This window comes from Salinirubrum litoreum, from assembly GCF_020567425.1.
GTDB classification, from domain to species: domain Archaea; phylum Halobacteriota; class Halobacteria; order Halobacteriales; family Haloferacaceae; genus Salinirubrum; species Salinirubrum litoreum.
This window is the reverse complement of record NZ_JAJCVJ010000002.1, coordinates 177,185-188,838: the sequence shown is the minus strand read 5'-3', so window position 1 is coordinate 188,838 and position 11,654 is coordinate 177,185. Positions and strand designations below refer to the sequence as shown.

The window sequence follows — 11,654 nt, the reverse complement described above, 5'->3', positions numbered from 1 at the left end:
TGTGGCGAGAACCCACCACTGCCCCACGAGTGACGCTTCACGAGTGACAAGTGCTAAGTCCGACGCGCGACCGGTTCGAGGTGTGATCCGGTCGTGACGGACAGCAGTGTGAATCACTCGGAGACCGACGACGAGCGTTCACCCCCGCCGCGAGAACCGGCGGACAGTCGCCGACTGCTGGTCGGCGGGTTCGGCCTGCTGGCGTCCGTGCTCGGCTTCCTGCTCGTTCGCGCGATCATCGACCTGCGGGACCTCCCGGCCGACTGGACGCTGTTCGCGCTCCCGGTCTTCGGCGTCTGTGGGGCTGTCGCGTTCGTGCTCTTCGTCTCGGCGTTCCTCGGCCTGGAGTGAGTCGAACGGTTTTTTTGCCGTCCCGCGAAAGCAGTCCCCATGTCGCGTACCGTCGGTGTCGTCGTCCCCGCCTACCGACCCGACACGGCCCTCCTCTCGTCGTACGTGCGTGCCCTCCACGAGCGACTCGACCCCGCCGCGATTCGCGTCGAACTCGACGCGCCGGAGACCGGCGTGGCCGAGGACCTCACCGACGAACTCTCCGACCTCCCGGAGGTGACGGTCGCCCCGGTGCCCTACCGCCGGGGGAAGGGCGCGGCCATCACCGCCGGCTTCGAGGCGCTCGACACCGACATCCGGTGTTTCGCGGACGCCGACGGGAGCACGCCCGCCGGTTCGATCGATAGAGTCGTGCAGGCCGTGCGGGACGGCGCGGATCTGTCGGTCGGGTCGCGTCGGCATCCAGACGCAGTCGTCGAGTCACACCAGACTATCGCCCGGCGGTTCCTGGGTGACGGCTTCGCGTGGCTCGCCCGGCGACTGCTGGACGCGAAGCTGTACGACTACCAGTGTGGCGCGAAGGCGCTGACGGCCGATCTGTGGCGACGAGTGCGCGGGCACCTCTACGAACCGGGCTTCGCCTGGGACATCGAACTCGTCGCCGTCTCGGTGGCGGTCGGCGCGGACCTGCGCGAGGTACCGGTTCGCTGGGAGGACCACCCGAACTCGACGGTCGAACCGGTCCGGACCAGCCTGCGTCTCGCGCGTGGACTGCTCGTCTCGCGTCACCGGGCGAAACTGCTCGCCAGCGACCCACTGCACCAGCTACTGGACTCGCGGCGCGAGACCGAACCGGCACTCGTCGACAGGCGGTCGGAGCGCGCCGAGGGCGGTCGATGACCGAGGGGCGTCTCGACGCCCTGCTGTCGGGCGTCCGCTTCGGCCAGTTCGCCTCGGTCGGCGCGCTCGGAGCGGTGTGTGACACGAGCCTCGTCGTCCTGTTGACGACCTACGGCGGGGTGTATCGCGGGTCGGCCAAGTTGGTCGGCGCGGAGGTGGCTATCGTCGTCATGTTCCTCGTCAACGAGCACTGGACGTTCTCGACGGAGGGCGGGGCGGGCCGGTGGTCGTTCCTGCGGCGCTTCCTGAAGTCGAACCTCGTCCGGGCCGGCGGCGTGCTGGTGGCGACGGTCGTCTTCGTCTTCGTCTCGGGGCTGGACTATCGGCTCCCGGTCGGCGGCGAGAGTCTCTGGCTCGTCTTCGCGAACGGTGTCGGTATCGGCGTCGGGATGTTCGTCAACTACGTCGCCGAGAGCCTGTTCACGTGGCGCGTCGGGAGTTCCTGAGCGGGCGAGTGTGACGGGCGTGCGACACGGACGTACCACGGGCAGAACTGACACACTGCGTCGGAATCAGAACCCTTATCCGAAAGACAGCGGTACGTGGTAGTAGCGGGATGGGATAGCCAGGAGATTCCGCCGGGCTCATAACCCGGAGATCGGTAGTTCAAATCTACCTCCCGCTACTTCTCAGCGATTCTCGACCGAGTTTCTCTGGACGACACAGTCGGTCGGGCCGCACGTCACACCGTCTCTCACGTCTCCCCACTACAGCAGTGGATTCAACTACCGGCCACCCGACCACCAGACATGGACCACAGCGGCGTCGTGCTGGACGTAGACGGCACCGTCGTCCGGGGCGACGACCCGATTCCGGGCGCACGCGAGGGACTCGATCTGATCGCCGACGCGGGACTCGACCGCCTGTTCGTCTCGAACAACCCGACGAAAGCTCCGCCCGCGTACGTGGACCGACTCGGTAGGGCCGGCTTCGGCGTCACCGAAGCGGAGGTCGTCACCGCCGGGACCGTAGCGACCAGCTATCTCGCAGAGCACCACACCGACGACCTGCTCTTTCTGGTCGGCGAGGACGGCCTCCGCGACCAGTTCGCCGAGGCCGACCTCCGCCTGACCGACGACCCCGCTGCTGCCGAGGTCGTGGTCGCCTCTATCGACCGGGACTTCCACTACGACGACCTGACCGACGCCCACGAGGCACTGGCCGACGAGTCGGTCCCGCTGATCGGCACCGATCCGGACCGGGTGATCCCGGCACCACGGCGCGACATCCCCGGGTCCGGTGCCATCGTCAACGCGGTCGCCGGGGTGGCGGAACGGGACCCCGACACGATGCTCGGGAAACCTTCAGAACCCGCCCGGCGCATCGTCCTCGACCGACTCGGTCTGCCCGGCGAGGAGTGTCTCGTCGTCGGCGACCGCCTCGACACAGACATCGAGTTCGGTCGCCGGGCGGGGATGACGACGGTGCTCGTCACGACCGGGATCACCGACCGGCAGCGACTGGAGCGAAGCGACGTGACCCCCGACTTCGTGATCGACTCGCTTGCGGAACTCGACGGGATTCTCTGAGCGTCGGTCGCCGACGCGGCCGCTCGCCGGATCTATGGCGGACAATCGTTAAGATCACTCGCCGCGAACGACAGTCCGGTGACGCCAGAGATGACAGGCAAGCAGATTCTCATGTTCGCGGGGGACTTCGTGGAAGACTACGAGATGATGGTGCCGTTCCAGGCACTCCAGGCCGTGGGTCACGAGGTCCACGCCGTCTGTCCCGAGACGGAGGCCGGCGAGACGGTCAAGACGGCGGTTCACGACTTCCGGGGCGACCAGACCTACATGGAGACGCGGGGCCACGACTTCGAACTCAACGCGACGTTCGACGAGGTGGACCCGGCAGACTACGACGCACTCGTCATCCCCGGTGGGCGCGCGCCGGAGTACCTCCGGACCTACGACCGCGTGTTGGAGATCACTCGACACTTCGCCGACGCCGACAAGCCCATCGCGGCGCTGTGTCACGGGACGCTGATCCTCGCGGCGGCCGACACCATCCGCGGGACCGCCTGCACCGCTTACCCTGCGCTGGAGGCCGACGTGCGCGCCGCCGGCGGCGAGTGGCGCGACGAGGTGACCCGCGACGGGACTCTCGTGACCGGGCAGGCGTGGCCGGACCACCCCGAGTGGATCGCGCAGTTCCTCGACGTCCTCGGCACCGAGATCGACCACGCACCGAGTGCCGCGACCGCAGACGACGACTGAGTGACGAGCGACGACCCTCGATTTTTCCGGCGACTGCCTCGACAGCGCACCCTCCGACGACGGACACACCAGCGTCCACGCCACCGACTTCACCGTCTCACACCGTAACCGATCACTCACACCCACCGTCGAGGTACGAAACCGAATCCAGTTACGACACCCCCCCGATTCGACGGCGGGTTTATCAGTCGCCACCCGAAAGGGGGAGTCAGATATGCTGGCGGACGACTTCGGCCGGGAGGTGAGTGGTGTCCGGGTGTCGCTCACGGACCGGTGTAACTTCGACTGTGTCTACTGCCACAACGAGGGGTTGGGCGACACGCGCGGGCCGATGGACCCCCAGGACGGCGAGATGAGCGCCGACGACGTGGTCCGCTTCCTCGAAGTCGCCGCCGAGTTCGACGTGGAGGCCGTCAAGTTCACCGGCGGGGAACCGATGCTTCGCGACGACTTAGCGGAGATCATCCGCCGGACGCCCGACTCGATGGAGACCTCGCTGACGACCAACGGGACCTTCTTGCCCGGGCGCGCCGAGGCCCTGAAGGACGCCGGTCTCTCGCGGGTCAACGTCTCACAGGACGCCCTCGACCCCGAGGCGTTCGCCGAGATCACGAAGTCCGGTGCCTACGAGAAAGTGCTCGAAGGCGTCGAGGCCGCCATCGACGCCGGCCTGACGCCCGTGAAACTGAACATGGTCGTCTTCGAGCACACCGCCGGCTACGTGGAGGGGATGGTCGACCACGTCGCCGCGAACGACGGCCTCCAACTCCAACTGATCGAGTACATGCCCGAACTGACGGGGAAGCCGGAGTGGAACATCGACATCGGGCGCGTCCACGACTGGCTGGCAGACCTCGCCGTGGAGATCGAACACCGCGAGATGCACGACCGGAAGCGGTACTGGGTCGGCGGCCCGAAGGGCGAGGGCGGGATGGTCGAGATCGTCGACCCGGTCGGCAACGAGACCTTCTGTGCCAACTGCCACCGCGTCCGCGTCACACACGAGGGCTACCTGAAGGGCTGTCTGAACCGGAACGACGACCTGCGGTCGATGGGCGAGATGACGAAGCCGGAGATCCGCGCGGCGTTCCGCGAGACGGTCGCCGAGCGCGTGCCGTACTACGGCGAGTATCTCGTCCGGGACGACGAGGACGGCTGGGTCATCAACGACGACTACATCGGTGGCCCGCCGGCCGTCGACACCGACGACGAGACGGCGACTGCCGACGACTGAGTGAACTCGTACTGTGGGCGACGACAGACGACAACGACGAATACGACGAATACGACGACTGCCGAACTCTTCTGCCGGGCACCGAGGGACGGTGACCGCCGACGGACTGCGACGACCGCTCCCCGAGAGACGGCCGGAGTCAGTCGATTGGACTCACACCGTGGCGTTGTGTGGCTGTTTCCGGTCCGCGATCGACGCGGCCCGAACCGCCGCGTAGGCGTCCACCGACCGGCGCTCGTCGGCCGTCTGTTCTAAGATCGCCTCGACCTGCGTCGGCGACAGGCCCGGGTTCCGTGCCTCGAGGAGTGCGGCGGTCCCGGCGACGTAGGGTGCCGCCGCCGAGGTCCCGTTGAACTCGCCGGCCGCGCTGGTCTGGACGCCGTCCGGTGCCGAGAGGTCGACCTCGATGTCGCCGGCACCGAGCGAACTGTACTCGCGCGGGATGCCGTTCGGCCCGGTCGCGCCGACCGCGATCACCTCTCTGCTCGTCGCCGGGGCGACCATGCTCCCCCGCGCGTCGGCGTGCGCGAGCGACTGGTGGATCGAGAACAGTCGGAGTCGGGCGCTCTCGTTCGCCTCGTGGGCGTAGACCGCGGCGTAGTAGGTTCCCCGTGGGACCGCGACGTTTATCGACTCGCTGTTCGCCAGCGAGTCGTTGCCGGCCTGCCGGTCGACCGACTTGGCGACGACGCGGGGGTTCCCGTTCCGGAGGTGCCGGTAGAGGTACAGATCGTAGTCCGCCTCGCCGCTCCACCGGAGTCGGAGCGACACCTCGCCGCGCGTCGGTCGCCCGTCGGCGAGGAGGTTGCCTTCGGTGTGCTCGTCGAAGGCGATCCAGCCGGATCGGTCCGTGGCCGCGTCGGACCCCTCAGCGACAGTGCCGGAGTCGTCTGCCAGCGCGCCGCTCCCGGCCCAGTGGCGGTCGCCGTAGTTCCCCGCCGAGGTGACGAAGACGACACCCTGGCTGGAGGCGTTCTCCGCGACGGTGGTGATCGGACTCGTGTCGCCGGACGCGTCGGTGAAGTAGCTTCCCGAGTCGACGATCACGTCCACGTCGTTCGCCAGCAACCAGTCGACCGCCTCGGCGTAACTGTCGGCGCTCGGTGTCTCACCCACGTCCGCGAGGTAGAGGTCGGAACCGGGGGCGGTGTCGCTGACGACCTCGGCGACGGCAGTGCCGTGCGTCGAGACGATCCGTCCCTCGGAGTCGTGTCGGTCGAAGCTCCGAGCGTCCACGACGTGGTCGTCGATGGCCGTGTGGCCGGCCTCGAACCCGCCGTCGATGACGCCGACTCGGACACCTTCTCCGGTGATCCCTTCGTCGTGTACACGGGTCGCACCGATATCGCCGACTCCCCGGTTCCGGGCGCGTTCTGCCCGCAGATCGGCGATCGACTCGATCTCGGTGTCGCTGTCGGCACCGATCTCACCGGGCGACTCCCGGTCTAACACCTGTTCGGAGAGTTCCGACAACTGCCCGTCGGTCAGCCCGTACTTCGGGGCACCGGCGGCCTGTGGGGCGACCAGCAACGAGAGTACCAGCACCGCGACCGTGAGTCTCGTTGCCACTTGACGCCCACGCATGACTCGTGATATTTCGGCCGAACGAAAAACCTTTTTGGCTTCACATGTGGCTCACGCCGCCGTTCGTCTCCGCCTCGGTGCCGCGTGACACCGCCTCACGCCGCCGTCTGTCGACGCCGGAGTTCCCACGCCCCGAGGACGGCGAGCACCACGAGGCCGCCGGCGAGGAACGCGACCCCCGGCGGGAGGAGTCCGAATATCGGCTCGCTCCCACCGACCGCGTCGCCGATCCGGGGTGCCGTACCGGGACCGCCGAGGTCGACGACACCCGCGCCGAAGGTCGTCTGGACGACGGCCGCGAGCAGACCGAGGAGTGTGACGGTCCCCACGAGTCGCTTCAGCGAGTCGAGAAACGACGACCGGTCGTCCTCGCGGCCGACACAGACGACCAGCGAGTCGTCGGTCGGCGCGTAGACGTTCATCTCACGCCCCTTCACCGAGTACCGGGTGTCGGCGACCTGCACTAGCCCGGCGTCTTGGAGACTGCCGAGGTGGTGGCGGACGTTCTGGAGGGAGGTGTCGACGTCGTCGGAGAGTTCCGAGGCGGTCGCGGGACCGTGGTGGAGTTCGGTCAACACCGCCCGCGCCGTCTCGGAGGAGAGCGACCCGATCAACTGCTCGGCGTCCTCGTCGTCCAGCCAGAGGACCCGGAGGTCGCCGTCGCCGTTCTCGGCGTGCTCCTCGGACGGGTCGCCACGGGGGGCGTCCGTGTCGGACGGTAGCAACCCTGACATCGACCGAACGTTTCACGGCCAGATAGAAAACCCTTCGCCATCCTGTCGTGGCGGGTGTGTCGGCCGTCGAGCCGGGTTCTGCGGCGTCTGCCGGTCGTCGTGTCGTCGTCGGACGCGTGCCGCCCTTCGCCACGCTTTTTATCGCCGGGAGCCGACTGACGGTCATGTTCGGAGGCGGCGGTATGAACCCACGGAAGATGCAACAGATGATGAAACAGATGGGCATCGACGTAGACGAACTCGATGCCGAGGAGGTCGTCATCCGGACGGCCGACGAGGAGTACGTCTTCGACTCCCCGCAGGTGACGAAGATGGACGCCCAGGGACAGGAGACGTTCCAGGTCGTCGGCGACTACGACGTCCGCGAAGCCGGCGCGGGTGGCGACGCGAGTGCGGTCGAGTCCGCCGACGCGGCCGACGAGAGCGCGGGCGAGATTCCGGACTCCGACGTGCAGATCGTCGCCCAGCGTGCCGGCGTCTCCGAGGACGACGCGCGTGCGGCGCTCGAAGACGAGGACGGCGACCTCGCGGCCGCCATCTCCCGACTGGAGTGATCCTGCTCGTCCACGGCGACCGGGAGTATCTGCGCGCACCGGGCGAGGAACTCCACACCGATCTCGGCGTGGTCGAGGTGCCCGAAGACGTGTCTGCCGGCGACGTGCTGGAGAGTCACATCGGCGAACAGTTCGTCGTCCGCGAGCCACGCGGGCCGGACCTGTTCAACCACTTCGAGCGCACCGGCGCGCCGATGATGCCCCGCGACGTGGGCCTCATCGTCGGTCACACCGGTGCCTGCGCGGACGACCGCGTGCTGGACGCCGGCACCGGTACCGGCGTCCTCTCGGCGTATCTCGGTCGGATGGGCGCCCAGGTGACGACCTACGAGCAGGATCCCGACTTCGCCGACGTGGCCCGCGAGAACATGGATCTGGCCGGCGTCGCGGAGACCGTCGACGTGCGGACCGGCGACGTGACCGACCACCTCGACGACCTCTCGGGGTTCGACCTGTTGACGCTCGACACCCAGAACGCCCCCGAGGTCGTCGCTCGTGCGCCCGATCTGCTCGTCTCCGGCGGCTACGTCGCGGTCTACTCGCCGTTCGTCGAGAACTCCCGAAAGTCGGTCGAGGCGGCACGCGAGGCCGGACTCGTCGGCGTCGAGACGCTGGAGACGATCCAGCGCGAGATGGACTTCGGCGACCGTGGCTCCCGCCCCAGCACCGCCGGCGTCGGCCACACCGGCTACCTGACGTTCGCGCGCTACGAGTGAGGCGGTCTTGGCGCGGGGCGGTGGCCGCCCGGTGTGTCCGACTCCTCGATCGTGCCCGGTCTATAGTCATCGATCGAACTCCATCGACGCCCGGCCGATTCCACCGGAAGTCGGCGACTTGGCCCGGCTCTGTGGCGTCGTGTGTGCTATATAGTCCACAATACCTCAATTAGCAACTGTTTATTCCTATCCGACGCGTAGCAGGATGCAGTCACAGATGAGCGTCCCACGTTTCTCCGAGACCGTCGAACCGCAGCACCTTCGACTCGACGCCGACGAGTGGACCAACGTCTACGTCGTCGGCGACGTCCACGGCTGTCTCCGCGAACTGGAGGCGCTGATCGACACGCTCGACCCGGCGGCCGACGAGGCGGTCGTCTTCGTCGGCGACCTCGTGCGCAAGGGACCGGACAACCACGGCGTCGTCCAGTACGTCCGGGAGCGCGAGAACTTCTTCACGGTGCGCGGGAACAACGAGGAGAAGATCCTGCGGGGCGAGAAGGATCCGGACGACCTGACCGAGGCCGACCGCGAGTGGATCGCCGACCTGCCGGTCGCCATCTCGTGGGAGGGCCACCTCGTCGTCCACGGTGGCGTCGACCCGCGCAAGTCGCTCGCCGACCACGACGTCGACGAGTTGGAGAACACGCGGTCGCTGGTCGAGGACGGCGGCTACGAGCGTCCGTTCTGGTGGGACGAGTACGACGGTCCCGCCCGCGTCTTCTTCGGGCACACGCCGCTCGCCGACCCGGTGCTCCGACGCCACGCGGTCGGTCTCGACACCGGCTGTGTCTACGGCGGTGAACTCACCGCGTTCGACGTGAACGCCGACGAGACCGTGACGGTGGACCTCGGTCGGACCATCGAACACCGGGCCGAGGAGAAGTTCGTCCGGCCTCGCCGACTCGTCGCGGCGCGACAGTAAAGAGGCTGGCCGTCAGATGACAGACGAGAGTATGTCCCAGCCACCGGAGCACACGGCGTCGGCCGACGAGCGGAGTGGCGACGCCCCGACGGTCGAGTCGCCGGAGTCGGACGTCGACCCGGTTCCGACCCCGGAGGCCGACGACACCGACGGACCGGTCCCGGAGGGACTGGATCTCGCGGCCCACGACTTCTACCTGAACCGCGAACTCGGCGAACTCCAGTTCCAGAAACGCGTCCTGTTCGAGGCCGAAGACGACCGCAACCCACTCCTGGAGCGGGCGAAGTTCCTCGCCATCTTCACGCAGAACATGGACGAGTTCTTCATGAAGCGGGTCGGTGGCCTGAAACAACAGATCGACGCGGGCGTCACCGAACTGACCGCCGACGGGCGGACGCCCGAGCAACAGCACACCGAGATTCTGCGGGAGGCGCGGTCGATGGTCGAACGGCAGGCCGAGTGTTACCACGACGCGGTTCGGCCGCTGCTCGCGGAGGCGGGCGTCGAGATCGTCGATCACGACGACGTGGCCGACGTGGAGCGGGCGGCCCTGCGCGACTACTTCGAGGCGAACGTCCTCCCGACGCTGACGCCGCTGACGTTCGACCCGGCCCACCCGTTCCCGTTCATCTCGAACCTCTCGCTGTCGCTGGCGGTGCTGACCCGCGACGACGCCGAGGACGACGACCTGAAGTTCTCGCGGGTGAAGATTCCGAAGAACCGCCCGCGACTCGTCCCCGTCGAAGCCGTGGTGGGCAAGCACGGCGACGACACGACGGCACCAGCGTCGGCGACCGACCGGCGGGAGGGAGCCGACGCGGCCGACTCGAACACGACCCGGTTCGTCCTGCTCGAACAGGTGATCGAGGCGAACCTCGATCTGCTGTTCCCGAACGTCCAGGTGGTCGGCACCTCCACCTTCCGGGTGACGCGCAACGCCGAGGTTCGCCGGAACGAGGAGGTCGCCGAGGGGCTGATCGAGATGATCGAGGACGTGCTCCGCCAGCGGCGGTTCGCCACCGTCGTCCGTCTTGAGGTCGCAGACGACATGCCACCGGAGGTGCGGGAGTTGCTGATCGAGCAACTCGACGTGGACGAGTCCGAGGTGTACGACCTGCCGGAACCGCTCGACTTCCGCGACTTCATGGACCTGACCGACCTGGACCGCCCGGACCTCAAACTCGACTCGTGGACGCCCCGGATGCACCCCCGGTTCGCCGGGCTCGAACTGGACGAGGGCGGCGGCGCGGACGACCTGTTCGCGGAGATCCGCAGCGACGACATCCTCGTCCACCACCCGTACCACTCCTTCACGAACACGGTCCAGACGTTTCTCGACGCGGCCGCCTCCGACCCGGACGTGCTGGCGATCAAGGCCGCCATCTACCGGACGGCGAGCGACTCGCAGGTGATCGAGAGCCTCATCGAGGCCGCCAAGAACGGCAAACAGGTCGCGGTGATGGTCGAGTTGAAGGCCCGGTTCGACGAGGAGAACAACCTCCGGTGGGTCAAGCGACTGGAGGAGGAGGGCATCCACGTCGCCTACGGCACGATCGGGCTGAAGACCCACTCGAAGACCGCACTCGTGGTCCGCGAAGAGGACGACGGCGTGCAACTGTACTCCCACGTCGCCACGGGCAACTACCACTCCGAGACCGCGAAGACGTACGTCGATCTGGGGATGCTCACGGCGGACCACGACGTCGGGCAGGACCTCGTGCGCCTGTTCAACTTCTTCACCGGCCACTCGCTGCACGAGGACTACCGGAAACTGCTAGTCGCACCGGAGAACATGCGCGACCAGTTCACCCGCCTCATCCGCCGGGAGGCCGAACACGCCCGGCAGGGGAAGCCGGCCCGTATCGTCGCCAAGATGAACTCGCTGGAGGACCCCGAGATCGTCGAGGAACTGTACCGGGCGTCGATGGCCGGCGTCGAGATGGACCTGATCGTCCGGGGGATCTGCCGCCTGCGGCCCGGCATCGAGGGGATCAGCGACACGATCCGGATCCACAGCGTCGTCGGACGGTTCCTCGAACACTCCCGCATCTTCTACTTCGAGAACGCGGACGGGGAGTCGGCAGCCGAGAGCGAGGTGGCGAGTGACCCAGCCAGCGACGGCACGACCGGGACGACCGGCGCACGGGACGGAGAGTACTACGTCGGGTCGGCCGACTGGATGACCCGGAACCTCGACCGGCGGATCGAGGCGGTCGCGCCGGTCGAGGACCCCGCCTTGCAGGCGGAACTCCAGACGATCCTCGACATCATGCTGTCGGACAACCGGAAGCGCTGGACGATGGCCAGCGACGGGAGCTACCGGCAGGTGCGTCCCGAGGAGGACGAACCGGTCCGGAACACCCACGAGCGACTGATGGCGCGCGCTCGGAAGTCGATCGACGAGGTGGAAGCGACCGACGCGGACGCCGCCGAGCGCCGGACCCCGTCGGTCGATCTGGACGACGTGTTCACCGACGGCCAGCAGTGAGCGCCGACG

General features: G+C 67.8%; 12 protein-coding genes and 1 tRNA gene. 11 read left to right on the top strand and 2 right to left on the bottom strand.

What is annotated here, in order from left to right:
- Positions 1–93 precede the first annotated feature (93 nt).
- From LI337_RS09615 to moaA, 7 genes are all read left to right on the top strand, one after another.
- Entirely contained in the window at positions 94–351 is a 258-nt protein-coding gene (locus LI337_RS09615) for a hypothetical protein (RefSeq protein ID WP_227229627.1), read from the top strand.
- Positions 352–390: 39 nt separating this feature from the next.
- Positions 391–1,191: a glycosyltransferase gene (locus LI337_RS09610; RefSeq protein WP_227229626.1), complete on the top strand. Its 801-nt coding sequence runs from the start codon at positions 391–393 to the stop codon at positions 1,189–1,191.
- Complete coding sequence (locus LI337_RS09605; protein ID WP_227229625.1) at positions 1,188–1,637, top strand: GtrA family protein; 450 nt, start codon at positions 1,188–1,190, stop codon at positions 1,635–1,637. The genes LI337_RS09610 and LI337_RS09605 overlap by 4 nt, the downstream gene beginning before the upstream one ends.
- A 104-nt stretch (positions 1,638–1,741) precedes the next feature.
- A tRNA-Met gene (locus LI337_RS09600) sits at positions 1,742–1,816 on the top strand.
- Between the two features lie 124 nt (positions 1,817–1,940).
- Positions 1,941–2,720 (top strand): HAD-IIA family hydrolase, encoded by a 780-nt coding sequence (locus LI337_RS09595; protein ID WP_227229624.1) that lies wholly within the window; start codon positions 1,941–1,943, stop codon positions 2,718–2,720.
- 90 nt (positions 2,721–2,810) lie between these two features.
- A complete protein-coding gene (locus tag LI337_RS09590) occupies positions 2,811–3,410 on the top strand; it encodes a DJ-1/PfpI family protein (protein WP_227230887.1) in 600 nt (199 codons plus the stop codon).
- A gap of 214 nt (positions 3,411–3,624) precedes the next feature.
- Positions 3,625–4,644, top strand: a complete 1,020-nt coding sequence (gene moaA, locus LI337_RS09585) for a GTP 3',8-cyclase MoaA (RefSeq protein ID WP_227229623.1) — start codon at positions 3,625–3,627, stop codon at positions 4,642–4,644.
- A 153-nt stretch (positions 4,645–4,797) separates the two neighbouring features.
- On the opposite strand, the gene LI337_RS09580 is transcribed toward moaA, so the two are convergent.
- Positions 4,798–6,228, bottom strand: a complete 1,431-nt coding sequence (locus LI337_RS09580; protein ID WP_227229622.1) for a S8 family serine peptidase — start codon at positions 6,226–6,228, stop codon at positions 4,798–4,800.
- A 95-nt stretch (positions 6,229–6,323) separates the two neighbouring features.
- Complete coding sequence (locus LI337_RS09575) at positions 6,324–6,962, bottom strand: ArsR/SmtB family transcription factor (protein ID WP_227229621.1); 639 nt, start codon at positions 6,960–6,962, stop codon at positions 6,324–6,326.
- Between the two features lie 164 nt (positions 6,963–7,126).
- Here LI337_RS09575 and LI337_RS09570 point away from each other — a divergent pair, with 164 nt between their 5' ends.
- The 4 genes from LI337_RS09570 to ppk1 all read left to right on the top strand — a co-directional run bounded on the left by LI337_RS09570 (position 7,127) and on the right by ppk1 (position 11,645).
- Complete coding sequence (locus LI337_RS09570; RefSeq protein ID WP_227229620.1) at positions 7,127–7,516, top strand: nascent polypeptide-associated complex protein; 390 nt, start codon at positions 7,127–7,129, stop codon at positions 7,514–7,516.
- Complete coding sequence (locus tag LI337_RS09565; RefSeq protein ID WP_345777748.1) at positions 7,513–8,232, top strand: methyltransferase domain-containing protein; 720 nt, start codon at positions 7,513–7,515, stop codon at positions 8,230–8,232. Before LI337_RS09570 ends, LI337_RS09565 begins: the two co-directional genes overlap by 4 nt.
- A 217-nt stretch (positions 8,233–8,449) precedes the next feature.
- A complete protein-coding gene (locus tag LI337_RS09560; RefSeq protein ID WP_227229619.1) occupies positions 8,450–9,157 on the top strand; it encodes a metallophosphoesterase family protein in 708 nt (235 codons plus the stop codon).
- A 16-nt stretch (positions 9,158–9,173) separates the two neighbouring features.
- Complete coding sequence (ppk1, locus tag LI337_RS09555) at positions 9,174–11,645, top strand: polyphosphate kinase 1 (protein WP_227229618.1); 2,472 nt, start codon at positions 9,174–9,176, stop codon at positions 11,643–11,645.
- Positions 11,646–11,654 lie beyond the last annotated feature (9 nt).